The sequence below is a fragment of the Kastovskya adunca genome (assembly GCF_059505785.1).
In genome coordinates this window covers 79,745-105,079 of sequence record NZ_JCACLG010000041.1, presented here as the reverse complement: position 1 = coordinate 105,079, position 25,335 = coordinate 79,745, and the positions used below count along the sequence as shown (strand labels likewise).

General features: G+C 48.4%; 23 protein-coding genes and 1 tRNA gene. 21 read left to right on the top strand and 3 right to left on the bottom strand.

Features of this window, described 5'->3' with window-relative positions; all coding sequences use genetic code 11:
• Positions 1 to 286 precede the first annotated feature (286 nt).
• Positions 287 to 359 (bottom strand) — tRNA-His (locus tag AC5JR3_RS15815).
• Positions 360 to 476: 117 nt separating this feature from the next.
• On the opposite strand from AC5JR3_RS15815, the gene AC5JR3_RS15810 reads away from it, so the two are divergent.
• The 15 genes from AC5JR3_RS15810 to cpcG4 all read left to right on the top strand — a co-directional run bounded on the left by AC5JR3_RS15810 (position 477) and on the right by cpcG4 (position 14,138).
• The gene (locus AC5JR3_RS15810) at positions 477 to 860 is read left to right on the top strand and encodes a DUF4359 domain-containing protein (RefSeq protein WP_495847501.1); all 384 of its coding nucleotides are present in this window, start codon (positions 477 to 479) and stop codon (positions 858 to 860) included.
• Between the two features lie 111 nt (positions 861 to 971).
• Positions 972 to 2,414: a protein kinase domain-containing protein gene (locus AC5JR3_RS15805; RefSeq protein WP_495847500.1), complete on the top strand. Its 1,443-nt coding sequence runs from the start codon at positions 972 to 974 to the stop codon at positions 2,412 to 2,414.
• 561 nt (positions 2,415 to 2,975) lie between these two features.
• Positions 2,976 to 3,659, top strand: a complete 684-nt coding sequence (locus AC5JR3_RS15800; RefSeq protein ID WP_495847499.1) for a manganese catalase family protein — start codon at positions 2,976 to 2,978, stop codon at positions 3,657 to 3,659.
• 483 nt (positions 3,660 to 4,142) lie between these two features.
• Positions 4,143 to 4,967, top strand: coding sequence for a sirohydrochlorin chelatase (locus tag AC5JR3_RS15795; RefSeq protein ID WP_495847498.1), 825 nt, complete (start codon positions 4,143 to 4,145; stop codon positions 4,965 to 4,967).
• A 50-nt stretch (positions 4,968 to 5,017) separates the two neighbouring features.
• Positions 5,018 to 5,791: a uroporphyrinogen-III C-methyltransferase gene (gene cobA, locus AC5JR3_RS15790; RefSeq protein WP_495847497.1), complete on the top strand. Its 774-nt coding sequence runs from the start codon at positions 5,018 to 5,020 to the stop codon at positions 5,789 to 5,791.
• A gap of 175 nt (positions 5,792 to 5,966) precedes the next feature.
• On the top strand, positions 5,967 to 6,899 hold the full coding sequence (locus AC5JR3_RS15785; protein WP_495847605.1) for an RluA family pseudouridine synthase: 933 nt from the start codon (positions 5,967 to 5,969) through the stop codon (positions 6,897 to 6,899).
• A 570-nt stretch (positions 6,900 to 7,469) separates the two neighbouring features.
• Positions 7,470 to 7,988, top strand: coding sequence for a C-phycocyanin subunit beta (cpcB, locus tag AC5JR3_RS15780; RefSeq protein WP_495847496.1), 519 nt, complete (start codon positions 7,470 to 7,472; stop codon positions 7,986 to 7,988).
• Between the two features lie 63 nt (positions 7,989 to 8,051).
• Positions 8,052 to 8,540: a C-phycocyanin subunit alpha gene (cpcA, locus tag AC5JR3_RS15775; RefSeq protein ID WP_495847495.1), complete on the top strand. Its 489-nt coding sequence runs from the start codon at positions 8,052 to 8,054 to the stop codon at positions 8,538 to 8,540.
• A 189-nt stretch (positions 8,541 to 8,729) separates the two neighbouring features.
• On the top strand, positions 8,730 to 9,590 hold the full coding sequence (locus AC5JR3_RS15770; RefSeq protein ID WP_495847494.1) for a phycobilisome rod-core linker polypeptide: 861 nt from the start codon (positions 8,730 to 8,732) through the stop codon (positions 9,588 to 9,590).
• Positions 9,591 to 9,690: 100 nt separating this feature from the next.
• Positions 9,691 to 9,993 (top strand): rod-capping linker protein CpcD, encoded by a 303-nt coding sequence (gene cpcD / locus AC5JR3_RS15765; protein WP_495847493.1) that lies wholly within the window; start codon positions 9,691 to 9,693, stop codon positions 9,991 to 9,993.
• A gap of 24 nt (positions 9,994 to 10,017) precedes the next feature.
• Positions 10,018 to 10,845 (top strand): C-phycocyanin alpha-cysteine-84 phycocyanobilin lyase subunit CpcE, encoded by an 828-nt coding sequence (gene cpcE, locus AC5JR3_RS15760; RefSeq protein WP_495847492.1) that lies wholly within the window; start codon positions 10,018 to 10,020, stop codon positions 10,843 to 10,845.
• Positions 10,846 to 10,886: 41 nt separating this feature from the next.
• Positions 10,887 to 11,519 carry a C-phycocyanin alpha-cysteine-84 phycocyanobilin lyase subunit CpcF gene (gene cpcF, locus AC5JR3_RS15755; protein ID WP_495847491.1) on the top strand — a complete coding sequence of 211 codons (633 nt, stop codon included), beginning with the start codon at positions 10,887 to 10,889 and terminating at the stop codon, positions 11,517 to 11,519.
• A gap of 18 nt (positions 11,520 to 11,537) precedes the next feature.
• The gene (gene cpcG1 / locus AC5JR3_RS15750) at positions 11,538 to 12,362 is read left to right on the top strand and encodes a phycobilisome rod-core linker protein CpcG1 (RefSeq protein WP_495847490.1); all 825 of its coding nucleotides are present in this window, start codon (positions 11,538 to 11,540) and stop codon (positions 12,360 to 12,362) included.
• Positions 12,363 to 12,524: 162 nt separating this feature from the next.
• Positions 12,525 to 13,265, top strand: a complete 741-nt coding sequence (gene cpcG2 / locus AC5JR3_RS15745) for a phycobilisome rod-core linker protein CpcG2 (RefSeq protein WP_495847489.1) — start codon at positions 12,525 to 12,527, stop codon at positions 13,263 to 13,265.
• Between the two features lie 111 nt (positions 13,266 to 13,376).
• Complete coding sequence (gene cpcG4, locus AC5JR3_RS15740; protein ID WP_495847488.1) at positions 13,377 to 14,138, top strand: phycobilisome rod-core linker protein CpcG4; 762 nt, start codon at positions 13,377 to 13,379, stop codon at positions 14,136 to 14,138.
• A gap of 283 nt (positions 14,139 to 14,421) precedes the next feature.
• Here cpcG4 and prmA read toward each other — a convergent pair whose 3' ends face one another.
• Complete coding sequence (gene prmA / locus AC5JR3_RS15735) at positions 14,422 to 15,312, bottom strand: 50S ribosomal protein L11 methyltransferase (protein ID WP_495847487.1); 891 nt, start codon at positions 15,310 to 15,312, stop codon at positions 14,422 to 14,424.
• A gap of 77 nt (positions 15,313 to 15,389) precedes the next feature.
• Positions 15,390 to 16,970: a phosphoglycerate dehydrogenase gene (gene serA, locus AC5JR3_RS15730; RefSeq protein ID WP_495847486.1), complete on the bottom strand. Its 1,581-nt coding sequence runs from the start codon at positions 16,968 to 16,970 to the stop codon at positions 15,390 to 15,392.
• A 387-nt stretch (positions 16,971 to 17,357) separates the two neighbouring features.
• Between serA and AC5JR3_RS15725 the strand changes: the two genes are divergently transcribed.
• From AC5JR3_RS15725 to trpE, 6 genes are all read left to right on the top strand, one after another.
• Complete coding sequence (locus AC5JR3_RS15725) at positions 17,358 to 17,873, top strand: hypothetical protein (protein ID WP_495847485.1); 516 nt, start codon at positions 17,358 to 17,360, stop codon at positions 17,871 to 17,873.
• Between the two features lie 257 nt (positions 17,874 to 18,130).
• The gene (locus tag AC5JR3_RS15720; protein WP_495847484.1) at positions 18,131 to 18,910 is read left to right on the top strand and encodes a photosystem II electron transport protein, Sll1252 family; all 780 of its coding nucleotides are present in this window, start codon (positions 18,131 to 18,133) and stop codon (positions 18,908 to 18,910) included.
• Positions 18,911 to 19,063: 153 nt separating this feature from the next.
• Complete coding sequence (locus tag AC5JR3_RS15715; protein ID WP_495847483.1) at positions 19,064 to 20,380, top strand: hypothetical protein; 1,317 nt, start codon at positions 19,064 to 19,066, stop codon at positions 20,378 to 20,380.
• Between the two features lie 312 nt (positions 20,381 to 20,692).
• Entirely contained in the window at positions 20,693 to 22,783 is a 2,091-nt protein-coding gene (locus AC5JR3_RS15710) for a DICT sensory domain-containing protein (RefSeq protein ID WP_495847482.1), read from the top strand.
• Positions 22,784 to 22,992: 209 nt separating this feature from the next.
• Positions 22,993 to 23,418: a photosystem I reaction center subunit II PsaD gene (locus tag AC5JR3_RS15705; protein WP_495847481.1), complete on the top strand. Its 426-nt coding sequence runs from the start codon at positions 22,993 to 22,995 to the stop codon at positions 23,416 to 23,418.
• Positions 23,419 to 23,529: 111 nt separating this feature from the next.
• Complete coding sequence (trpE, locus tag AC5JR3_RS15700; RefSeq protein ID WP_495847480.1) at positions 23,530 to 25,077, top strand: anthranilate synthase component I; 1,548 nt, start codon at positions 23,530 to 23,532, stop codon at positions 25,075 to 25,077.
• The last annotated feature ends 258 nt before the right edge of the window (positions 25,078 to 25,335 follow it).

Below are 25,335 nucleotides of genomic sequence, written 5' to 3'. Positions count from 1 at the left end.
ACATACCAAAATTTATTACTTACCCCTTTCTTGGTAAATTTTTCTACTAAAAGAGGGGAATTTTTTATGTATTTATAAAACTTTAGGAAATTTATTTTTAGTCAATTCTTCATACTAATTCACTAAATGAGAGGCTATATATAGCGGTTCTAAATGATTCGTAAAGTCAATATCCCCGGCTTCTCTAAGGAGTTGGGGATCTGAGACGTTAGCATCTGAGGATGGCAAAAAAAAGGATGCAGCTTGCTTTGCTACATCCTCTTATCTATAAGTTCGGAACAATGAGGGCGAACGACGGGACTTGAACCCGCGAGTGGTGGAATCACAATCCACTGCCTTAACCACTTGGCTACGCTCGCCATTGTATTTTTCAATATAACATTTGGTGTGTTCATTGATCTAGTTTTTCACTCAGTTCACCGGAAATTTAGCCGGGGTGGGTGTAACTATACCTAAAATCTCAACAAAGAAGCAGCATGAATGGTTTACAAGTGGTTGCAGCGATCGCCGGAACAGCTCTAATTGGAGTGGGAGGAGCTATGGCATTGACCAATCCAGGTCAAGAAAACTACGAGGAGTACGCTGTTGAGCAGTTAACCACCTATTTAAAGGAAGAAGTCTGTACCCAGAACATCCCGAATACTTTTGAAAACTTTCTCCAGCGTCAATGTGTCTCCCTAGTAGATACGGGACGTCCTCAAATTCGGCAGATAATTTCCGAGACGACACAGCGGCAGAACTACCTTCTCTTCAGCGTCTATCAAACCGATTTAAATGTCGGGCCTTTTTTGCCTGCCTATCAATTTGAGTCAGTGGGCGCATTCCAACAGTTCTACACCTATCAAGCCGAAAAATTGTAAAGCAAACGCCAATCTCGGTAAATTTTCCCTAAATTCGCAGCATCTTTGCCTCTACACCGGGAATACTGGGAAAGAATAATACAAGAGGGCTGCAGATGCGGTGACTGGAGTATGAGCTACTGTGTGGGTCTTGGGTGTACGAATCCTCGCAACTTGGATACAGAGCAGTTTTGCCGCTACTGTGGTGTCCAGTTGGTACTCAAAGACCGCTATCGCCCGATGCAGCCGATTGGTCAAGGGGGGTTTGGCAAGACGTTTCTGGCAGTTGACGGACATATTCCCTCTCGACCCCAGTGTGTGATCAAGCAACTCTGTTTTTCTTCTAGCGATCGCGCTACTTTTAACAAAGCCGTCGCCTTGTTTCGCCAGGAAGCAATGCGCTTAGACCAGTTGGGCAGACATCCTCAAATTCCCACACTACTCGCTCACTTTGAACACGACCGACAGCTTTATCTCGTACAGGAATTAATTGAGGGCTTAACCCTGGGTAACAAGTTGCAGCAACAAGGCTCTTACACGGAAGCCCAAATCTGGTCGCTGCTGCAAAACCTCCTACCCGTCCTACAATTTATCCACGAACGTCAGGTTATCCACCGCGATATCAAACCCGCTAATATCATTCACCGCCAAAGCGATCGCTTACCCGTTCTCATCGACTTCGGCATCGCCAAACTCTTTTCCCACACCCAACTGCTCCAGACAGGGACAATCATTGGTAGCCCAGAATATATGGCACCGGAGCAAACGAGAGGCAAAGCCCATCCTACCAGCGACCTCTACAGCTTGGGCGTCACCTGTATTCACCTCCTCACAGGCATTCCTCCCCTGGATATGTTCGATATTGTGGAGGACGGCTGGGCGTGGCGTGACTTTGTACTACCAGAAAATCCTGTTAGCGATCGCCTCAGTCAAATTCTCAATCGATTACTTCAAGGAAAAATTAGTCAACGCTTCCAAAGTGCAGCCGAAGTTTTGCAGGCGATGCAGACAAAGCCACCTGCTACCAAAACCCTGCTTCCGCATTCTGCCAAAACTCAGCTTATTTCTCCACACAACATCACTTTACTGACTGCCAAAACCCGCCTTCAGTCTGCTACCCATACCCAGATAACGTCCAAAGACGGCATTAACTACACAAAGCTGCAAGAATTCCTGGCAAAACGGAAATGGAAAGACGCCGATAGCGAAACCTGGAATATCCTCTGTCAGAGTGTCAACAAATTACCGGGACAATATCTCTACAACAGCGACATCAACAAATTACCTTGTGAAGATTTGCAGACAATTGACCAATTGTGGCTGAAGTACAGTAACGGACACTTTGGCTTTAGCGTACAAAGTGCGATTTATCGAGATGTTGGTGATGATTATCCCAGTTTTTGCGATCGCATCGGTTGGCCCACCCACAACCCACCTGACCTCGACTCCGCCTTCAACTTCATCAATTCCTCCCCTGTCGGACATCTCCCCTCCCGCCGCTGGGTAGGCGGCTACCAATGGTGGCGACACGCTGGCACTTTAGCCGCCAAACTGGAACAGTGTGGGGGTGTTTAAGTCCTGAGTGCTGAGTGCTGAGTCCTGAGTGGGAGATGAGGTGATGGGGAACAGGCTTCAACGTGAACTCAGCGTTCGACTGCCCTTCGGCAGGTGGAACACTGAGACTTCGGCGTGAGCGCTCAGTCGAACGCTTGCGTTGCCCTGAGTTTGCCGAAGGGTCGAAGTGCTCAGGAACCGCGCTCAGACGTTCGGCGAAGCTCAGTGGTCGCTGAGGCTTCCGCCGTGAGCGTCAGCCGAACGGCTTCTCGAAGCGTCGAGCCGCGAAGTCCGAACGGGAAATGAGGAGAGGCGATAACCCCTAACCTCTTACCTCTTACCCCTCATAATTTCATACTTCATACTTCATCCTTTATCCTTTTTCCCCATCTTTGCCTTTCGATAGAGGAATTTTTACCTCAAAGCCTGCCTTAAGAGGCAGGATAACAGAAAATATGTGCTTTACTGTTAAATCTGTGACCAGAAAATATGACGACAGATACAAAAAATTTGTTGTTTACTCAGAATCGCAAATTCTAGGTTTTTCTTTAAAGAAATCATCTCAAAAGTAGGAAGTAAATCGTGTTTTTTCATAAAAAAGAACTCATCGCTAAAGATGTTAAGATTGACGAGCCTAATCCACGTTTTGCTCAACTACTATTAGAACAGTTTGGGGGAGCTACAGGCGAACTTTCTGCCGCATTGCAATACTGGGTGCAGTCTTTTCATGTAGAAGACGCTGGTATCAAAGACATGCTTCAGGATATCGCCATTGAAGAGTTTAGCCACTTGGAAATGGTTGGTAAACTCATCGAATCTCACACTAAAAATGTCGATCAAACTGAAGCCTTTAAGAGTAGTCTATTTGCTGTGCGCGGTATGGGGCCACACTTTCTAGATAGTCAAGGCGTGGCTTGGACAGCGGCTTACTTAAATGAAGGGGGCGACGTTGTTCGAGACTTGCGAGCCAATCTTGCTGCTGAGGCGGGCGCACGTCAAACCTATGAATCATTGGTCAAAATGGCACCTGACGCCGGAACTAAGGAAACTCTGGTGCATCTGCTGACACGGGAAATTTCCCACACAAAGATGTTTATGAAAGCCCTGGATTCGATGGGTAAACTTACCGATCCTTTCTTCGGTAATGTTCAGCCAGACGAGACGGTAGATATTTACTACAACTTATCTACCAACGGTCAGGATGAGCGCGGCCCTTGGAACTCGGACGAAAACTTTAAGTATGTTGCCAATCCCGCGCAACGGTAGACATAAGTTTTTAAGGGTTGAGTAATAGCCCTTTAAGTGCAGTAGCTAGGGAGGTTTTATCCCTGGCTACATTTTTTTATGGAGTTTTAAGTAGCCGGAGCTAATTAAATGTCTGGTGAGTATTATTCGTGATCGCGCTGGAAATACTAGACAAAAGTTATTTCTTAGAAATGCTCACCTTACACCTGTGCTGGCTTTATTTAAGCGTACCTATCTTAAAACTTAGTTGTGGTAGCTGAATAATTGGGATTGGCAAGAAAAGGAAAAGCCGTTTTCAGGTTTTACAGAAATTACAGCTAAAAAAGCCGCAAATTCGTGCAAGATGAAACATTCTGAGCGATCGCCTCTTGTCACCTGAGAAAGTCCCGTAAAAAGCCGCATTAAACTATCAAAATTTTCCTAAAAGAAACACTTGATACAAAACCCACGAGCGAGAAAGGATACAATTATTCACACAGCAAAGTTTTGTAAGAAAACATACCATTGCCTTTGTTATCTGCTCATCTGTTGATTTCTCACGGGAGCCGCGATTCCCGTCCCCAAGCGGCGATGGACAACCTAGCCGATCTGGTACGTACTCAACTAGGAACTGAGGACGCGCTCTGGACGCCAAATTATCGTGAAGTCAGCTCCTCTCAGGAAAGCAATGCTTTACAAAAACAAAAAGGCGATCGCGTCGTACTGGTAAGTAGTAGCTGGCACCCTCTGGTGGGAACAGCCGCTTTAGAATTAGCGCCATTACCGTTACACCAGCAAATTTGTGAATTTGGCTCCCAAGCCCTCACCTCCGGGTGCAGTCGCTTGCAGTTGTTGCCCTTGTTTCTGCTGCCTGGGGTGCATGTGATGGAAGACATTCCGGCAGAAGTAGCTACAGCGCAAGAGCAACTAGGCAATGCCATCAAACTGAACTTACGACCGCACTTGGGCGCTCATCCCGGTTTAAAGCCGCTACTGGCTAATCAAATCAATCTAGAAGCATCGGCAGCGCTCGTTTTGTTGTCCCACGGTAGTCGCCGTCCGGGAAGTAATACCCCCGTAGAAGCCGTCGCTGAATATTTGGGGGGAGTAGCGGCGTACTGGTCGGTATCACCGAGCCTAGAGGAGCAAATTACTGCCTTAGCCGAGGCAGGTCAGCAAAGAATTGCGATTTTGCCCTACTTCCTCTTTGCGGGGGGAATTACTGATGCCATCGCCCAAACAGTTGCCGAACTGCAAGCCCAGTTTCCCCACCTGCAGCTAAGTCTTCACGAACCCATTGGTGCCAGTATGGAACTTGCCAATTTGGTTGTGGACTTAACAGAAGTTTGAGCGACTGACAGGCTAACTCTAAAAGCAGCATTCCTTCGAGCAGACAAGCAATGACCCAGACTATCGAACCAAATTTTCAGCAAGCCTGTTTAGGTAAGGTTTACCTAGTAGGGGCAGGGCCAGGAGACCCTGGCTTGCTGACGCTCAAGGGAAAAGGATTATTAGAGTGTGCTGATGTCGTAATTTACGATGCCCTCGTCAGCCCACAGATCTTGGCAATGATTAACCCCCTAGCCGAAAAAATCGACGCGGGAAAGCGGCGGGGGCGTCATTCCAAATTTCAGCACGAGACAACGCAGCTCCTAATTGAAAAGGCACAGACGGCAGCCATTGTAGTGCGGCTAAAAGGTGGCGACCCCTTTGTCTTCGGTCGTGGCGGTGAAGAGATGGAAGACTTAGTTAAGGCGGGTGTTCCGGTGGAAGTCATCCCAGGCGTCACCTCCGGCATTGCCGCCCCTGCCTATGCTGGCATTCCTTTAACTCACCGTACCCACAGTTCTTCCGTCACCTTTGTAACCGGGCATGAATCGATAGGGAAGTACCGTTCAGAAGTGAACTGGCAGGCGATCGCCCAGGGTTCTGAAACCATTGTTATTTACATGGGCGTCCACAATTTACCCAACATTGTAGAAGCATTAACGGGTGCAGGATTAAGTCTTCAAACCCCCGTTGCCCTGATTCGGTGGGGTACGCGACCGGAGCAAGAAGAACTCATTGGCACTTTAGAAACTATCGTCGCGCAAGTAGAAGCCACCCAGTTTGAAGCCCCCGCGATCGCTGTCATCGGCAATGTCGTCAAGATGCACGATATTTTGGCACCCTGAAAAGTGCTGGCGGGTGATGGGGTGATGAGGAGCCGGAGAGCCGGGGAGCCGGGGAGCCAGGGAGCGGGGGAGAGAAAAATTGACAACGATTAGCCATTACTCCAATCGCCTATTTCATACTTCATACTTCACCCTTCATACTTCATACTTCACCCTTCATCCTTCTCCTGTGACAATTTCCCCCATCCTGCTCCAAGTCGAAACCAGTAGCGATCGCCTCGACCGCTATCTTTCCCAACAACTGTCTGACATCTCTCGTTCTCGCCTGCAAAAACTGATTGAGACAGGCAACGTGCAAATCAATGAACAGATTTGCACCTCCAAAAAAGTAATCGTCCAAAAAGGCGATCGCATCTCCCTTAGCATTCCCGAAGCCCAGCCCCTCGACCTGCAACCGGAAGATATCCCCCTCGATGTTCTTTACGAAGACGACTGCCTGATCATTATCAACAAACCCGCCGGCTTAGTCGTCCATCCCGCACCGGGTCATGAGAGTGGCACCCTCGTCAATGCCCTTCTCGCCCATTGCCAGAACCTCGCCGGGATCGGCGGCGTGCAACGTCCCGGCATTGTCCACCGTTTGGATAAAGATACCAGTGGCGCACTGGTTGTCGCTAAAACCGACCTTGCCCACCAACACCTACAAGCCCAGCTCAAAGCCAAAACTGCCCGCCGTGAGTACCTTGCCATTGTCTACGGTGCCCCCGATACAGAAAGCGGCACCATTGATGTTCCTATTGGACGGCATCTTGTTGACCGCAAAAAAATGGCTGTGGTGCCAATTGAAAAGGGTGGACGCCTAGCGATTACTCACTGGCAAGTTCAAGAACGCTTGGGCAACTACACCCTGATCCACTTTCAGTTGGAAACCGGACGCACTCACCAAATTCGGGTTCATAGTGCCTACATAGGGCATCCGATTGTGGGCGATCCTGTGTATAGTTCTGGACACTCTGTTGGGGTTAACTTACCCGGTCAAGCGCTACATGCGTGGAAACTAAAGTTACAGCATCCCCTAAGGGGGGATGAGGTGGAAGCGATCGCCTCCCCTCCCCCAACATTTATCACGCTGCTCAATGTACTCCGGCGCAGAAGCGATACCCTCTAAGTCAACTATCTTTACAAATACTTACAATACTTCTTGAGCAGGTTTGGAAAATTTCTAGCAGACCGCAGATTTATCAAAGCTTTTGTAAATTTTTAGTAATTCAACTGCTGCCAATCAAGGTCACTGAGTATAAATACTGAAAGACTTCTGTTACAAAACTATTGACTTCTTTATCCGTCAAACCCTAGCTACGCCGTGGTTTGCTGAGATTACCAACCCTAACTAGATAAAACTTAACGAATCGTAATGAATAAATCATCAATGGCGTTGTATAAAAGTTACCTGTAGGGGTCAATTAAAGACACAAGCTAAGCACAATACTGATTTATCAAGTCTGCTCATTTCTCATAAAAAGAAACAGTTTTCTCACAATTCAAGACGCTTAGTTTGCACACTCATTCGTGAGATGGCAGACTACTTGATGTGCAGCTTGAAACTGTGTTTGGCAGAGGTCTAAAAATTGAACCAACCCAACTACAAAAGCTAGTTCAACAGTCTTGAATAAGCTTGACCTGCCCAAACTGTTTTTAAAATCACACTCAATTCAATCAAGAAGCAGGAGAATCCTTCATGTTAGACGCATTTGCAAAGGTTGTTTCTCAAGCCGACTCCAAAGGTGAGTTCCTGAGCATGGAACAATTGGATGCCTTGACCAAAATGGTCGAAGGTGGCAACAAGCGCATGGATACCGTCAACCGCATCACCAGCAGCGCCAACTCCATCGTGACTGACGCGGCTCGTGCATTGTTTGAGGAGCAACCTCAGCTAATCCAGCCGGGTGGAAATGCTTACACCAACCGTCGGATGGCTGCTTGCCTGCGCGATATGGAAATCATTTTGCGCTATGTTACCTACGCAATGATGGCAGGGGACTCCAGCGTTCTCGATGACCGCTGCCTCAACGGACTGCGTGAAACCTATCAAGCCCTAGGCGTTCCTGGTGGTTCTGTTTCCGCTGGCGTGCAAAAGATGAAAGATGCTGCCGTCAAGATCGCTAACGACCCTAACGGCATCACCCAAGGCGATTGCAGCCAATTGATGTCTGAACTTGCTGGTTATTTCGACCGCGCTGCCTCTGCTGTTGCCTAAACGCAACGCCTGACTACTGTGTTGTGAAAACCTCGAACCAAGAACTAGGGAAATAGCTCAATCATGAAAACTCCAATTACCGAAGCGATCGCTGCTGCTGATACTCAAGGACGTTTCTTAGGCAACACCGAACTGCAAGCCGTTAACGGTCGTTTCGACCGCGCCCAGGCTAGCATGGAAGCTGCTCGTGCCTTGACCCAAAAAGCTCAGCAGTTGACTGATGGTGCTGCCCAAGCGGTTTATCAGAAGTTCCCATACACCACCCAAATGCAGGGACCTCAGTATGCTTCTGACAGCCGTGGTAAGTCCAAGTGCTCTCGCGACATCGGCCACTACCTCCGCATGGTGACCTACTGCCTAGTTGCCGGTGGCACAGGCCCGATGGATGAGTACCTGGTTGCTGGCTTAGATGAAATCAACCGTGCCTTTGAATTGTCTCCTAGCTGGTACGTTGAAGCCCTCAAGCACGTCAAAGCTAACCATGGTCTGAGTGGTCAAGCTGCTAACGAAGCTAACACCTACCTCGATTACGCGATTAACGCCCTGAGCTAACGGCTCTTTGAAGCCCGGAAAGGTAAGCAGGGTGGAACGCCTAAAAAGCGCTTCAATTGCTTACTTCTCCGGGCTTTGTTGTATCTATCGTCAGGTCAATGGGTACTGGTCATTAGTCCTTAGCAAGCTGTTAACGACTAAAAACCCCAGATCAGGATAAAAAAAATTGCTTGTTGGGAGAATTTAAAGATGCCGATTACATCAGCAGCATCACGGCTGGGAACCTCAGCCTTTAGCGATGCTCCGAGAATTGAACTACGCCAAAACGCCACGAAAGATGAAGTTGAATTAGTCATTCGTGCTGTGTATCGGCAGGTTCTGGGCAACGACTATCTAATGAAGTCGGAACGATTGATTAGCGCTGAATCCCTTTTGCGTGATGGCAACATGACGGTAAGGGAATTTGTGCGTGCTCTTGCCAAATCGGAGCTATACAAAACCAAGTTTTTCTACAACCATTTCCAAACCCGCTTTATAGAACTCAACTACAAACATCTATTGGGGCGAGCCCCCTATGATGAGTCAGAGGTAATTTTCCACCTTGACTTGTATCAAGAAGAAGGGTACGACGCGGAGATTGACTCCTATATTGACTCCACGGAGTATACAACAAACTTCGGCGACAATATCGTGCCTTACTACCGGGGATTTACCATCCAAACGGGTCAAAAAACCGCAGGGTTTAACCGCATGTTCCGGTTATATCGCGGCTATGCCAATAGCGATAACGCTCAAGTAGAAGGCAAATCGCCTCGCTTGGCAAGAGAATTAGCCGCCAATAGCGTCTCTACTATTGTTGGCCCCTCCGGCCCCACAGCGGGTTGGTCTTTCCGGGCGTCTCAAGATATTACTCCCCAAAAGTGTATCGGGAATGCTGTCGGCACAAGCGATCGCGTTTATCGCATGGAAGTTACAGGTCTTTTGAACCCCGGCTATCCAAAAATTCGCCGCAGTAGTACAGCGATTATGGTGCCTTACGAACGCTTGTCTGAAAAAATGCAGCAAGTTCAGCGTCAAGGCGGCAAAATCGTCAGCATTACCCCAGCTTAGAGGCTAGAAGTCAGGGGATAGGGGCGAGAAGCAACAAACCTCTAACTTCTGACCTTTTGCCTCTGCCCTGTTTAACCTAATCCCAGGAGATCTAAAATCAATGTTTGGTCAAACAACAGTCGGCTCAGGTGGTTTAAATTCAGCAAGTAGCCGTATGTTTCGCTATGAAGTAGTAGGCTTGCGGCAAAACGACGAAAACGACAAAAATAACTACGACATTCGCCGTAGTGGAAGCGTGTTCATGACGGTTCCCTACAACCGGATGAGTGAGGAGATGCAGCGTATTGCTCGGATGGGCGGCAAAATTGTCAATATTGAGATTTTGACGGCAGAGTCGGCATTGAAGGCTGAAGGTGAAGGTGAAAGTAAAACCAAAGCCAAAGCCACATCCTCCCATTCCTAGGTAACAGCAAAAGGCTAATATCTAATGTCGGAGTTCAGTCCTGAGGTTTCTCCAGATCCTAACGCCCCACAACTCACCTTAGAAACAGCGATCGCCAATTTGCGTGGCCCGGATTTGAGTCTGCGCTACTACTCAGCTTGGTGGTTGGGCAAATTTCGCATCCGTGACGCCGTGGCGGTGGATTTACTAATTAAGGCATTAGATGACGAAGCCGACCGGACAGAACTAGGAGGATACCCTCTGCGACGCAATGCAGCGAGGGCATTGGGAAAGCTGGGAGATAAACGAGCAGTCTCCGGACTAATTCAGTGTTTGGACTGCTCCGACTTCTATGTCCGTGAAGCCGCTGCCCAGTCTTTAGAGATGCTGGCTGACCCGGTGGCGGCTCCTGCCTTAATGCAGCTTCTAGCAGGAGGTGTAGAGGCGGCTGTCCGCGTTCCCGGACGCCCTCATCTGAATCAACCCTATGAAGCGGTCATCGAAGCCTTGGGAACCATAAAGGTGACCGAGGCAATTCCTTTGATTAAGCCCTTCCTGCAACATCCAGTCAAGCGTGTTCAGTACGCGACGACGCGAGCGTTGTACCAGTTGACCGGAGAAAAGGCGTACGGCGAGCGTCTAGTCGCCGCTCTCAACGATGCCGATGTCAGCTTACGGCGCGTCGCCTTGTCCGATTTAGGGGCGATTGGGTACTTGAGCGCCGCCGAAGCGATCGCCAAGGCACCCGCCGAAAACAGCTTCAAGCTGATTGCCCTCAAAGGACTGCTAGAACATCAACTGGCATCAACAGATGCTGATGCGCTCTGTGTTGATGCCATCCGGGTAATGACCCTGATGGATTCGCTGTTATAAGGTCAATTGTCTATTTTTCTTGACAACTGAACAACCAACCAATGACCAACGCTCAGATCCAGCAACTTATCCAAGCGGTAGAACAAGCAGACTCTGCCGCAAGTTTGGTGGCGTCGGTTCGGGCATTGGCAGCCACTCAATCTGAAGCCGTCATTCCCAGCTTGATTGCAGTCTTTGGCTATAACAATCCCGGTGCAGCATTAGCGGCGGTAGACGGCTTAGTTCAGCTGGGAAAACCTGCCGTGCCACCATTGCTGTCACAGTTGGATGGTTATAACTACGGCGCTAGGGCTTATTCAATCCGTGCTTTAGCCGAGATCGCTGACCCCCGCGCCTTAGAAGTTTTAGTAGCGGCGGCTACCACAGACTTTGCCCCCAGCGTTCGTCGTGCCGCCGCTAAAGGGCTAGGGAAACTGGATTGGCACCAACCACCAGAACAGAGCGCGGCAGCTCAAACCCAAGCGTTTAAGACACTTGAGCAAATCTCAAAAGACAGCGACTGGGCAATCCGCTACAGTGCTGTCGTTGGCTTACAATCCTTGGCAAACAATGCCACTGATTGGCGATCGCCCACTCAATCACTATTGGAACAATTGCTTCCAGAAGAAAGCGATCGCGCTGTCAAAGCGAGAATCAAATTTGCCTTAAGTTCATTAACTTCCACTTCCAACTAATAACGAATCAATAAAAAAATGTCACTGCCACTACTAGAATCTAAACCAAAAACTCAAAACCAACGGGTTAATGGGTACGAAGTTCCTGATGAGGATGACTCCCCAATTTATCGATTCAAAGCTACTAGCTCCTCGAGTGAAGTTAAGGAAATAATTTGGGCAGCATATCGCCAAATTTTCGGTGAACATCTGATTTTAGAAAAAAACCGCCAGTCTAATCTGGAATCTCAGCTCAGCAATCATGCAATTTCCGTCAGAGAGTTTATTCGGGGGCTGGGAAAATCTGATGTCTATCGGCAACTCGTTGTAGAAACCAACGATAACTACCGAGTAGTGGACATCACCTTCAAGCGCTTTCTCGGACGCGCCACCTACGGCAAAGACGAGCAAATTGCTTGGTCGATTGTCATTGCCACTAAAGGATTATTCGGCTTTATCGATGCTGTTGTTGATAGCGAAGAATACCTTCAGAACTTTGGCAATGAGATCGTTCCTTACCAGCGTCGTCGGTTCCAAGACCGCCCCTTTAACCTGGTAAACCCCCGCTATAGCGACTACTGGCGAACACGTCAAATTGCTTTAGAAGGTCGTTCCTACTATCCCATTACACGCGGCAAGGGACAAAAAGGTGCTCAGGGAATTCCTAGCAACTTCATTGATATGGCTCGCAGCCTCAAGCCTAACGAGCGCAACTATCAGCGAACCGTCGCCAGCGTCACCTCTAAAATCAAAACGATGGAACTGCTTGACACCACTCGTGAAGCTGCCCAACCCCAATCATCTGGTGCGCCCACCCAGGTAGCATTGCCCTATCGCTATCTTCCCCAAACTCCTAAAGTTTAAAGAGACGAAAGTTATGAGTGATGACCGAATCCTAAGCGATCGCGCCTGCCCTAGGGAAAAGGAACAGCATGTTTTGAGGTGAGAATCAAGAACTTGCTAATCATTATTCATAACACTTGAATTTCAGTTTTTACCCCTCAATTCCCCAATCAAAACTCAACAATGGCAATACCTTTACTAGAATACAAACCCTCCTCGCAGAACCAGCGAGTTTCCGGATACGAAGTCCCTAGTGAAGATACTCCCTGGATTTATCGGATTGAAGATTGCACCGATAGCAATGATGTTCAGGAATTAATCTGGGCAGCTTATCGGCAAATCTTTAGTGAACATGCGATTTTGCAGTCTAACCGTCAGGGAAACTTAGAATCTCAACTGAAAAACCGGGCAATTACTGTGCGGAACTTCATCCGAGGAATTACTAAATCTGAGGCATTTTATCGCTTGGTTGTAGAGCCAAACTCCAACTATCGTCTAGTTGAAGTTTGCCTAAAGCGCTTCCTCGGTCGCGCTCCCTACAACAGAGATGAAGAAATTGCTTGGTCAATCAAAATTGCCTCCGGCGGTTGGGGCGGCTTTGTCGATGCGCTAATTGATAGCAACGAGTACCAAGAGACCTTTGGCGATAACACCGTACCTTACCAGCGCCGTCGCTACAAAAATCGTCCCTTTAACTTGGTGACTCCCCGCTACGGCAATTACTGGCGCGACAAACTAGAAAGCGATCGCTACAAGTGGGGCGATATCAACAACTTCCTAGACATGGCGCGGTCAGTGAAGACTACTCCTGTCAAGTACGAGCCTGTGCAGACAGCAAACATCAAAATTCCCGACATGACACGGGAAAAAACTGAGAAAGTCTCTGCGTCGATCAATCCCACTGCCAGTTTTCCTCTACGGTAGTTAAGGGAGTGTAAGTGTTTTGGTGAGTTTCAAGGTTTAAAGCCTCATCTAAACCTTCCACCCTCTCAACCAAGTAAACTTTTCCACATTCTTTTTCATGGAGATTTAGGCATGCCATTGCCCTTACTTGAATACAAACCAGCCTCTCAAAATCAGCGCGTCCGTAGCTTCGGTACGGCTGACTTGAATGAAGATACTCCCTACATCTACCGGACAGAAAACTGTAGTTCTCCCGCTGAGATCCGCGATTTGATTAACGCTTCTTATCGTCAGGTCTTCAGCGAGCATCAAACCCTGCGAGCAAACCGTCAGGGAAACTTTGAATCCCAGCTCAAAATTGGGGCAATTACTGTCCGCGATTTTATCCGTGGTCTCGCCAAATCTGAGGCGTTTTATAACCTGGTTGTCGCTACAAACAACAACTATCGCTTAGTTGAAGTTTGCCTGAAGCGCCTTCTAGGTCGCTCCCCCTATAACAAAGAGGAAGAAATTGCTTGGTCAATTAAAATCGCCACTTTGGGTTGGGGCGGCTTTGTCGATGCCTTAATCGACAGCGAAGAGTACAACGAAGCCTTTGGTGAATCGATCGTTCCTTACCAGCGCAAGCGGATGGAAGGTCGCCCGTTCAATCTCGTGACTCCTCGCTACGGCGAAGACTTCCGCGAGACTGTCGGCACCGTCAGAACCGATTGGCGCTTTGCTGTGGAGAAAGTCTTCAGCCGCAAATACCAGGAACGCCAACTCCAAGAAGGTGACCCCCGTAAATACCGCGATATGGCTGCCGCCGTCAATACCAAGCGCAACTATGCCCAACGGGTCTCAGCGCATGATATTGATTACTTGAACAAAGTCCCTAACCGGGGTAGCCGTTAAGCGATCGCCCTAAACTAACCTGATTAACTGGGTCTAGTTATCATTGAGCCGACAGCTAACTAACGCGATTTGCGCCTAGTTAATCGTCAGTATTAATGACAGCTAGACCCAGTAGTTTTATGAAGGATGAAGGATGAAGGGTGAAGTATGAAGGGTGAAGTATGAAGGGTGAATTCAGTTATTGGTTCTCTTCCTCTCCCGTTCGGCTGAGCGTTCGACTGAGCTCACGCCGAAGTCTCACGTCGAAGCCTGCTCCCCCGCTCCCCTGCTCCCCCTAATCTACCTAAGAGCGACGAATATTAAAGCAACACCAATCTTGACGCTTCCATAGGGTCGCGACTATCCAGCCATGCTGCTCTAGGGTATCGGCAATGGGTTTTGCCTGGTCTAAGAGAATGCCGCTGAGGATTCCCCAACATTTCGGACTAGCGATCGCACTCATCCCTGGAATTAGATCGATAATTACCTCGGCAAGAATGTTGCAGAGAATGCCATCAACCAACTTACCGCCATTGAGCTTGAGGATGCGCTCTACGCTGCCTTTTTCCACGATCATCTGATTTGAACTAACTTGATTCAAATCTCGGTTACTGCGAGCGGCACGCACCGCTAAGGGGTCAACATCGACGCTGTACGCCTGTTCAGCCCCCAAGAGAATAGCAGCAATAGAGAGAATTCCTGAACCACAACCAATGTCCGCCACAACTATATTGCTGGCACCGTCACTTAGACGCATTTCTAACGATTCCAGACACAATTGAGTTGTTGCATGAGTGCCTGTACCAAACGCCGCACCCGGATCGAGGCGCAGCAATAGCCGTTCTGAGGGTTCAGGTAGAGGCAACCAGGCGGGGTAGATTAAAATGCGATCGCCAATTTCTTGCGGTTGCCAATATTGCTTCCAACCGCTTGCCCAGTCCTCCTCATCAATTAGATGCCACTGAACGACGGGCAAGGACAATCCCATTGCTAGGGCATCCTGGCGTATCCACAGCGACAACGCTGCCAAATCTAAAAGCTCCGCCTGAACTTGCGGCAGATACGCCCGTACTAGGTGAGAGTGCTTGACTTCACTAGATGTCCCTCGACAGCCAAATGACTCCAACCGCCAGAAGAGGGAATCTTCCATAGCAGAGTCACAGAGTACTTGAATTTCCCACCAGCTATTTACCATTTCTGAGTCCTGAGTCCTGAATTGGTGAGTCCTGGGTGAGGCGCGATTTCACCACTCAGCACTCACCGATTCAACACTCACAAGGTTACGGTGTAAGCGTCACGAATTCCTGGAACTTTAGTAATTTCTGACAAAATTCCTTCGGGTAAGGGGTCATCAATGCTTAACGCCATCACCGCATCACCGCGCACAATTTTGCGCCCGACTTGCATACTGGCGATATTGACATTAAAGCTCCCCAAGAGAGAACCAATCTTACCAATGATTCCCGGCATGTCACGGTGCAGGGTAAACAGCATGTAATTAGTCGGGGGGACATTAATCGGAAATTCGTCAAGACTAGTAATGCGAATTTCCCCATCACCAAACAAAGCCCCAGTGACAGAATGCTCCCCAAGAGAACCTTTTGCCGACAGCAGCAATGAACCGGAATAGTCTTTTACAGAGGTATCTCTGGTTTCAATGACCCGAATTCCCCGTTCTTTTGCCTCAATACTGGCATTGACGTAATTAACGCGCTCCCGCAGAGCTTGAGATAGCAACCCTTTGAGAGCAGCTACCACTAGGGGTTGGCTTTCATTAATTGCCAGTTCCCCTTGCAAGCGGACATTTAATAAATCAATCCGTCCGCCTGCTAGCTGTCCTACCAAAGTACCTAGGGTTTCTGCCAACTTCAGGTAGGGCTTGAGTTTTTCCAAGACATCGGGACGCAAGCCCGGAATATTCACCGCTGAACGGGCAGATAAACCTAAAAGCACATCGCGGATTTGTTCGGCAACGTCAATGGCGACATTAACTTGTGCTTCAGCTGTAGATGCACCTAGGTGAGGAGTGAGGATAATTTCCTTACCGAGCGATCGCAAAGAGGATTCTCCCAACGGTTCTTGCTCAAACACATCTAACGCTGCACCCGCGATTGTGCCAGCTTGCAGCGCCTCTCCCAGAGCATTTTCGTCAATGATGCCGCCTCTAGCACAGTTGATAATCCGAGCCGTGGGCTTCATCTTCGCCAGGGATTCGGCATTAATCAGGTGAGCTGTCTCTGGTGTCTTCGGGATGTGCAGGGTAATGTAGTCAGATTCTTGCAATAGCAAGTCCATATCCACCAAGCGACAGCCTAGTTGATCGGCGCGTTCAATAGAAATAAAAGGGTCATACGCCAGTAACTTCATTCCCATTGCTCGTGCTACCGTCGCCACATGAGAGCCGATTTTTCCCAAGCCCACAACCCCTAAGGTTTTTTTGTAGACTTCCGCTCCCACAAATTCCTTACGGTTCCACAGGGCATTTTTTACCGACTGGTTAGCTTCAGGAATGTGGCGAGATAGAGAAAGCATCATTGCTAGGGCGTGTTCAGCTGCAGCAATGGTGTTGCCTTCAGGAGAGTTGACAACAACAATTCCTCTCCGGGTAGCCGCCGGAACATCGACGTTATCGACGCCGACACCTGCACGTCCAATAATTTTTAGCTGTGTACCCGCTTCAATGATTTCCTGGGTAACACGCGTTCCAGAGCGAATCATCAGTGCGTCGTAATCTGAGATAATCTCAGCTAGCTCTGCTGGCGAAAGGTTTGTTTTGACATCCACTTGAGCAACTTGCGACAGGATATCAATTCCAGCTTGGTCAATTGGGTCGGAGACGAGAACCTTGGACATTGTCAGTGAGTAAGTTTAAATGGGCTATGCACATCGCCCCTAGCAAAGCGAGACTGAGCGTTTGGCTCCTTAGGAGCGCTATGAGTAGGCGAAGTCAGCGGTTTTGTGGAACACTAAATTTTGTTAGTCGATTAGTGTCGTGTCCTCTCTGCTGAGAGAACTTACCGCAATAGGTCATTTTAACTGTAACTGTAAAGGGGTCGTCACATTGCCCGTCATTTGAAAGTTTTCCAGTTTGAATTGTTTGTTGACTAGCCCTCGACCTTCACAGGGAAAACCCCAGCTCAGGACAGCCTCATTTCTTGATTCCGATAGAGGCTAGCTAGGAGTGGGGGTGTTAAGTTGCGATCGCTAGTCAAAATTGATAGCTAATCCTTACATAAAACCATGAACTATCTCATCGCCGTAGTCAAAGACCGTATTGAGGCAGAAGAAGCCTATTCCGCTTTAGAAAAAGAAGGTTTACCGATGAATGAAATCACCATTCTCGGTAAGGGATACAAAAGTGCCGATGAGTTTGGATTGATTGACCCCAACGTCCAAGCCAGCAAGCAAGTCAAACAAATGGCAACGTGGCTAATTCCCTTTGGATTTGTTGCTGGCTATTTCTTTAACGTACTAACGGGAATCGAACTGATTGAATTGGCAGGAGGCATCGGCAACCATATTATTGGCGGGGTTTTGGGTGCCATTGCTGCCGCTATGGGGAGCTATTTTATTGGGGGAGGCATTGGCTTATCCGTCGGAAGTGGAGACGCCTTGCCCTATCGCAACCGCCTCAACGCCGGGAAATACTTGGTTGTCGTCAAAGGTTCTAACAATTCTGTAGAGAAAGGTAGACGCATTCTCCGACAGTTTGAACCAGAAAACCTCCAGGGTTATGTCGATACTTTTGGTACCTAAGTAAGAGGTGTAAATAATTAAAGGTTTGTAGTGAGGACTTTAGCCCTATCTTGAGGACTTTAGCCCTCACTACAAATTAATTTAAAAAGTTTTACATGGCTGCACTGAGTTTGATTTATTCTTGCCTATTTACTGAGGTTGAAAATCGCCCAGGAGTCGGGAGAGAAAACTAGTCACAATCAGCCATGAGCTATAAACTATGAGATTTGGTTGCCACAGCTAAAATCAAAGAAATGTTGTAAAAAAGCGATCTAAGAATGCTACCAAGGGAAGAACTGCTTAAAGGAGTTGAAAATCGAGAAACTGTTGCCCATGCCATTGATCTGGCTGAACAAGCCATTAAAACGTGGGAAGTTGTTTTAACAGACTTTCTCTCGCCACCCGTACTGGCAGAAATTCAGCAGCAATTTACGCGATTAACCGAGGTGCAACTCCTGGCTTGGGGAGGCTATCCGCAAGCGGAACGCCAGCGAATTGCGATCGCCCGTTCCGAACTACCCCTCGATCAGTCCCAAGTCGAAATTGCTGCTTTCGATATCGCCGGAAACTTTCTTTTTGACCCCGCTAGCCACCGAGACTTTTTAGGAGCAATTTTAGGAACGGGTGTGATTCGGGAAAAAGTAGGTGACATCATCGTTTTAGGTGAACGGGGAGCGCAAGCAATTGTTGCACCAGAACTAGTAGGGTTTCTCGAAGGCTCCCTAAATCAAGTCCGCTCCGTTCCCGTGCAAACCCGCAAAATTGAACTCAGCGAACTGAAGATTCGCGAACCCAAGAAAAAAGAAATGACCACCGTCGAGGCATCCATGCGCTTAGATGCGATCGCCTCGGCAGGATTTGGTACCTCCCGTAGCAAAATGGCTGACTTTATTTCTTCCGGCGATGTCCGCGTTAACTGGAAAGACATCAGCCAAGCCAGCCACATTGTTAAATCTGGAGACTTAATCGCCCTTCGTGGCAAAGGACGCCTGGAAGTCGGAGAAGTCGCTGTCACCAAAAAAGAACGCTACCGCGTGCAACTCACCCGGTTTATGTAAAGGGATTGGGTATTGGCAATGCACTTAGAAATTGCCCTCAACTTCGCAACCGGATTTAGTATCAGTCAATAACAGGTTGTTGGTTGACGAAAGTCAAGCTGTTAGATTCCATCTATCTGCGGGCATAATTAATGAGTTGCTTGGTGTGTTTTTATGGCTGGTTTCAACCTTCTCCCGCTGAAGTTCCTGCGCCGCAAAACTCCAAATAGTGTTGGAATCGACCCTTCGATTCAAAGTACTCAGCCAGTTATACTCAAGCCGTCTGCACCATCTGGTTCACCTGCCAAAAAATCCCTCGCTACTTTGGCAAAAGAAGCTGAAGCCCAATACTACGCCACCTATCCTGATAAACCATCGAAGCCAGCTAAAAGCAAGCGTGGTGGTGTATTAAACAAATTGATCTGGGCAGCGGTACTCATTGGCATACCCGTTGGTGTGGTTTATATCGCTAACTTGCCTTATCCGGTAATTCGTCGTCCAGTAGTACGGACAGCCCCGATTCTGCTGCTGCCTAGTTATATCAATATCGAGGAAAATTATCGGCAGGCGATCGCTTCAGTTGAACAAGCCCAACAATTGATTGAACGCCCGACTAGTCAAGCTGATTTAGAATCAGGCGAACAGAAGGTAAAAGAGGCACAAAAACATCTGGACGCTTTGCCAATGTGGTTTATTGATGATTGGCGGGAATATAGTTTGTGGTACGACTGGCGGTTTAGTCCTTATGGATTTTATACAGCCCGCAAACAAGTTGGAGAATTGCAAGCTAAGGTCTTTCAAGAAAAGAATGCTCAAGTGCTACTTGTGCAAAGCGAACAAGCCCTCAACGCAGCTAAACAACAGTACCAGCAAGCCTCAACACCAACGGACAAGCAACTGGCGATCGCTGCTTGGCATTCTGCAATCGACCAACTCCAGCAAATCCCTAGTACTACCCTTGCAGGAAGAACGGCACAATCTAAGCGAGAAAACTACCAGCGCGATTTTAAAGACATTGTAGGACTTGCTGCTGGCAACGAACGTATCAGCACCTTAATTGCAGCAGCGCAGCAGTTTTCATTCAGAGCTGCTCAAATGGGTCAAAATCCTCCTCATTCTGTTGATGAATGGGAACAAGTGGAAAACTTATGGCGAGATGCAATTAATCGACTAGAAAGAATTTCCTCAGATGACCTAGCAGGCTATGCACAAGCTCAGAGATTACTAGCTGAGTACAAAACTAACTTGGGACAAATAAGCATACGAAAGCAAGCTGAGGCGAATTCTGTTAGAGCCTTTGAACGCGCTCAGAGCCAAATTGAAAGCTTGCAGCGCTATGCTTCCACTAGCAGTCCAGACTACACGATTAGCCAACTATCAGGAATTATCAATGAGCTGAGAAAGGTGCAGAACGGCACAACAGTTTATCTAGAAACTCAAAACTTACTGCTATCAGCCCAGAATAAACTCAATCAGCTTCAACCTCAGTAATAGGAAATATTGAGCCATATACCGCAGATAACGTAACTTTTGTTAACGTCTTGTACTAAATCCTCAACAGTTGCATAGGGGCTAGCTAAGAGCTAGTCCTTTTTTTTGTAGGATAAGTTGAGAGAGGAAATATAGAGATCTAGATTACCCAAGGTAATTTTCGACGGGACAGATGCGCCTCCCGTACTTTTGCAGAACAGCAGATTGGCGTTTGAGCGTGCAGCCCCAATCGTCAGGGGAAGAACATACACCACTCCCTCAGTGGAGTTGGTGTCACAGTGATTTTGCGCTTGTCAAAACAAAAACTGATTAATGATCATCTCAACTTCTGTGCTGGCTGAGTTAACACAAGCCCTACCCCAACTAAGGCAACAGCTATACTTTAAGTCTTCTTTGACCGCACTCTCCCACGCCATGGAGGATCAGGTTTTGGCAGGGACGGAGCATCCCTTGGTAATTGCCAGTTTTCAGAGGGAGCGATTTTACCGACAAGAGGCGCACCGCTACAAACGCATTGCCGAGCGAACCTCTCACACTTACGTATTAGCAGCACCGGAAACTGACTTCAAAAATAGCTCAGGCTACTACGAAACCATTGCCTTCGATCCCAGAGATAGTTTGAGTCAAGAGTGGCATTTGGTGGTGATCGGACAACAGTATACTATCTGTCTGGTTTGTCGGGAGCGAACCCTACCTGTAGACAACGGGAGTACTAGCAGTAGCACAAACGCCGAGATGGACCCTTCCCGTCGCTTTGAAGGCATCTGGACATTCGATCGCCAAGTTGGCTATAAGGCGGCTGAGTTGCTGCTAGAGAGAATTTTGACTTACCGCCCAGAACTAGCTGACAAGATTGAGCAGGCGCGAGAAACCTATGGCATCACCACCGCAGCCTCCCAAACTCTCTCCAACCAAGCCGCCCTCTCTTATGTAGACCCTGACCCGTTTGTACAGCGCCTGGTAACTTACTTGCAGGCGGGTCAGTATAAGTTGCTCAAAGCCTACCGTTCCATCACTGCTCAAGAGCAAAAAGAGCGTTTGGTGAATTCAATTACTGTGGCGATTCGGCAAAGTCTCGATCCGGAGGAGATTCTGCAAGTAGCCGTAGAGGAATTAGGGCAAGCCATGGAAGTATGTCGCTGTTTGATTTATCGCGCTCAAGCAACGGATGAAACGGCTACCATCAACCATGAATTTCTAGCGGGAAAAGGAGGCTCAATGGCAGGTCAAACCTTGCCATTGCAGCAAGATAATCCCTTATTTCAAGAGGTTTTAAAGCGGCGAGAACGAGTCTATGTCGCTAACACTCAAACTGATAAGCGATTAACCAAGACGGCTAAACAGACAGCCTCAGGTGCCTCTCTAAAACGTTTATTTAAACAATATTCCATTACATCCTTGCTGATGGTGCCTGTGCTTTACCAAGGCAGGTTACTAGGGATGGTGGAGCTGCACAACTGCGGTGAGATGTCCCATGAATGGAAAGATGATGATTTAGCACTAGTAGATGCGATCGCCACTCAAGTCGGTGTTGCCTTGATTCAAGCTGAAGCCTACGCTAACCTAGAAGACCTCAACCAGCAACTTGCCGCCCTCGATCGCACCCGGAGCAACCTTGTCGCCATCACTGGACACGAACTCCGTACCCCCCTCTCTACTATCCAAGTCTGCCTAGAAAGCCTTGCCCAAGAGCCAGATATGTCTCTAGAACTTCGGCAGGTGATGCTCAATACGGCCCTCACTGATGCCGAGCGGATGCGAAAACTAGTGCAAGACTTTCTCACTCTCTCGCGTTTAGAAAGCGGACGCGTTGAATGGCATCCAGAAGTTCTTTCTCTACCAGAGTGTGTCGAACTTGCCCTGAGCAACATCCGCGCTCGTCGCTCCGAAGCAGAGCGCCCCAAAATCATCACCCAAGTGCCAAAGTCCCTCCCCTTAGTACGAGTTGATGGGGAATGGCTTGTGGAAGTACTGGCAAAATTACTAGACAACGCCTGTAAATTCACACCTCCCAATGGACAAGTCACTATCACAGCGCAACAGCTCCCCGACGCTCCCGTCTTGAAAGTCACCGTTGCTGATACTGGGCGCGGCATTGAAACAAATCGGTTGGAGACAGTCTTTGACCGCTTTTATCAGGAAGAAGGCGCACTGCGACGAACCACTGGCGGTACTGGCTTAGGGCTAGCAATTTGTCGTCAAATTGTTAATAGTTGGGATGGTGAAATTTGGGCAGAATCTTCAGGCAAAGATCGGGGTAGCCAATTTCACTTTACTGTTCCCGTTGCCTCTGGTGACTCAGAGCCTACAACCTCCCTACTCAACTCTGGGCGATCGCTTGTCGGTTATCAACCCTCTACTACCCGTCCTCAATTCCAACGAACAAACGCTAAAAAAGGCTGAGTCCTGAGTCGGTGAGTCCTGAGTCCTGAGTAAAGAAGAAAGTATGAAGGGTGAAGTATGAAGGGTGAAGGGTAAGAGGTTCTCCCCTGCTCCCCTGCTCGCCTGCTCCCCCTTACCCAACTGTTACAGTTCTTGACAGACTAGCCGAAGGGGGATGAACGGGGTGATAGCATTCCCTAAATGCCCTAAATCACTTTGAGAAAAAGACGATGGCAGAAACTCTTTCCGGACAAACTCCTTTGTTTGGTGGTAGCACCGGTGGCTTACTTGCCAAAGCTTGGGAGGAAGAAAAATACGCGATCACCTGGACTAGCCCCAAAGAGCAAGTGTTTGAGATGCCAACAGGCGGCTCTGCAACTATGCGTAAAGGGGAAAACCTACTGTATCTCTCTCGCAAGGAATACTGCATCTTCTTAGGCGGTCAGCAATTGCGAGCTAAGTTCAAAATCAACGACTACAAAATTTACCGCATTTATGCCAGCGGTGAAATTCAATACCTGCATCCCAACGATGGTGTCTTCCCAGAGAAGGTGAATGCAGGGCGTCCGTATGTAGGTAAGATTGATCGTCGCATTGGCGAGAATCCTGATGCACCTACGGTGAAGTTCAGCGGTAAAACGACCTTCGAGGTCTAAACTACAAGGACTAGGGATTAGGGGCGGGGTCTGGGAAGATGAAAAGACAAGACTCAGGACTCAAGTCTCAGGACTCACTAGCCCCTAGCTTTTAATCCCTAGCTCCTAAAGATGATTTTTCCCGATTTCTCACAATTTTCAGCGCTGGCTCAACAAGGTAATTTTGTCCCGGTATATCAGGAATGGGTGGCTGACTTAGAAACGCCAGTATCTGCCTGGTACAAGGTATGTGCGGGTCAACCCTACAGTTTTTTGTTGGAATCGGTAGAAGGTGGCGAGAATATTGGGCGCTACAGCTTTTTAGGCTGCGATCCGTTGTGGGTGTTGGAAACAAGAGGCAACACCACCACACAGACGAACCGCGATCGCTCGGTGAAAACTTTTGAAGGGAACCCCTTTACAACCCTAGCCAATTGCCTAGAACTTTATACCCCAGTCAAGTTGCCTCAATTACCGCCAGGAATTGGCGGTTTGTTTGGTTTTTGGGGCTATGAATTAATTAACTGGATTGAGCCGCGTGTTCCCATCTACCCAGCTACGGAAACTGATTTGCCGGATGGGTTGTGGATGCAGATTGATCATCTGATTGTTTTCGATCAGGTGAAGCGGAAGATTTGGGCGATCGCTTATGCCGATTTACGCAATATGGATATGGAGACGGCGTATCAGCAAGCGTGCGATCGCGTCCTGGCATTGGTGAACAAGCTGCAACTGCCGTTATCGGGTAAAGATACGGTATTGGAATGGACGCCTCCCGGAGGAGCAGGGGGACAGGGAAACAAGGGCGCAGAGGCGCATGAGTACGCCAGCAACACTTCCCGCGAGGAGTTTTGTACCAACGTCCAAAAGGCAAAGGACTATATCCGGGCTGGGGATATCTTTCAGGTTGTCCTCTCCCAACGCCTAGCCGCCGAGTATAGCGGTGAGCCATTTGCCCTTTACCGCTCCCTGCGGATGATCAATCCTTCACCTTACATGGCGTACTACCACTTTGGTGATTGGCAGATTATTGGCTCTAGTCCAGAAGTGATGGTGAAGGCAGAGCGATCGCCTGAAGGGGGAATCAAGGCAACGCTACGCCCCATTGCCGGAACGCGCCGCCGGGGGCAAACTTTCCAGGAAGATGAAGCCCTGGCGACTGAGTTGCTGCAAGACCCAAAAGAGATTGCCGAACATATCATGCTCGTTGACCTGGGACGCAACGACCTAGGACGGGTTTGTCGTAGTGGTTCGGTGCGGGTAGATGAGCTAATGAGGATCGAACGCTACTCCCATGTGATGCACATTGTCAGCAATGTGGTGGGGGAACTGGATACAGGTAAGACGGCGTGGGATTTACTGAAAGCCTGCTTCCCCGCCGGAACGGTAAGCGGTGCGCCAAAGATTCGGGCGATGGAAATTATCCACGAACTGGAACCAGAGCGGCGTGGCCCTTATTCTGGGGCTTATGGCTACTACGATTTTGAAGGGCAATTGAATAGCGCGATCGCCATTCGCACAATGGTCGTCCGCTCGCAAGCCAATGGCAATCATACGGTATCCGTGCAAGCTGGTGCAGGATTAGTTGCTGATTCTGACCCAGAAAAAGAATACGAGGAAACTCTCAACAAAGCTAGAGGGTTACTAGAAGCAATTCGCTGTTTGCAATCAATAATGTAAAGCCCGACAGTAGGCGTTGCATATGACTCTATTGCTCAGCGAAAAAACGCAAATATGAAGCATTCTGTTTATATAGCTCTACTAATTGTAAGTGTTGTATTTGTTCTTACTTCACTCTTTTTTCCCGTAACGGTTTACATTAAAGCTGAGTTTTTTGAAGTTCCTCTAGGTTGGCCTTTAGCGTTTGTACTACAAAACCAACGTGAGTATGCTCCCTACTTTCCTTGGCAAACTCATATTTACTCTGTTTGGGAAAAT

Coding starts and splice junctions, on each gene's coding strand:
- AC5JR3_RS15810 (WP_495847501.1), top strand. CDS start 477: ATGAATGGTTTACAAGTGGTTGCAGCGATCGCCGGAACAGCTCTAATT.
- AC5JR3_RS15805 (WP_495847500.1), top strand. CDS start 972: ATGAGCTACTGTGTGGGTCTTGGGTGTACGAATCCTCGCAACTTGGAT.
- cobA (WP_495847497.1), top strand. CDS start 5,018: ATGACCCAGACTATCGAACCAAATTTTCAGCAAGCCTGTTTAGGTAAG.
- cpcB (WP_495847496.1), top strand. CDS start 7,470: ATGTTAGACGCATTTGCAAAGGTTGTTTCTCAAGCCGACTCCAAAGGT.
- cpcA (WP_495847495.1), top strand. CDS start 8,052: ATGAAAACTCCAATTACCGAAGCGATCGCTGCTGCTGATACTCAAGGA.
- AC5JR3_RS15770 (WP_495847494.1), top strand. CDS start 8,730: ATGCCGATTACATCAGCAGCATCACGGCTGGGAACCTCAGCCTTTAGC.
- cpcD (WP_495847493.1), top strand. CDS start 9,691: ATGTTTGGTCAAACAACAGTCGGCTCAGGTGGTTTAAATTCAGCAAGT.
- cpcE (WP_495847492.1), top strand. CDS start 10,018: ATGTCGGAGTTCAGTCCTGAGGTTTCTCCAGATCCTAACGCCCCACAA.
- cpcF (WP_495847491.1), top strand. CDS start 10,887: ATGACCAACGCTCAGATCCAGCAACTTATCCAAGCGGTAGAACAAGCA.
- cpcG1 (WP_495847490.1), top strand. CDS start 11,538: ATGTCACTGCCACTACTAGAATCTAAACCAAAAACTCAAAACCAACGG.
- cpcG2 (WP_495847489.1), top strand. CDS start 12,525: ATGGCAATACCTTTACTAGAATACAAACCCTCCTCGCAGAACCAGCGA.
- cpcG4 (WP_495847488.1), top strand. CDS start 13,377: ATGCCATTGCCCTTACTTGAATACAAACCAGCCTCTCAAAATCAGCGC.
- prmA (WP_495847487.1), bottom strand. CDS start 15,312: ATGGTAAATAGCTGGTGGGAAATTCAAGTACTCTGTGACTCTGCTATG.
- serA (WP_495847486.1), bottom strand. CDS start 16,970: ATGTCCAAGGTTCTCGTCTCCGACCCAATTGACCAAGCTGGAATTGAT.
- AC5JR3_RS15725 (WP_495847485.1), top strand. CDS start 17,358: ATGAACTATCTCATCGCCGTAGTCAAAGACCGTATTGAGGCAGAAGAA.
- AC5JR3_RS15720 (WP_495847484.1), top strand. CDS start 18,131: ATGCTACCAAGGGAAGAACTGCTTAAAGGAGTTGAAAATCGAGAAACT.
- AC5JR3_RS15715 (WP_495847483.1), top strand. CDS start 19,064: ATGGCTGGTTTCAACCTTCTCCCGCTGAAGTTCCTGCGCCGCAAAACT.
- AC5JR3_RS15710 (WP_495847482.1), top strand. CDS start 20,693: ATGATCATCTCAACTTCTGTGCTGGCTGAGTTAACACAAGCCCTACCC.
- AC5JR3_RS15705 (WP_495847481.1), top strand. CDS start 22,993: ATGGCAGAAACTCTTTCCGGACAAACTCCTTTGTTTGGTGGTAGCACC.
- trpE (WP_495847480.1), top strand. CDS start 23,530: ATGATTTTTCCCGATTTCTCACAATTTTCAGCGCTGGCTCAACAAGGT.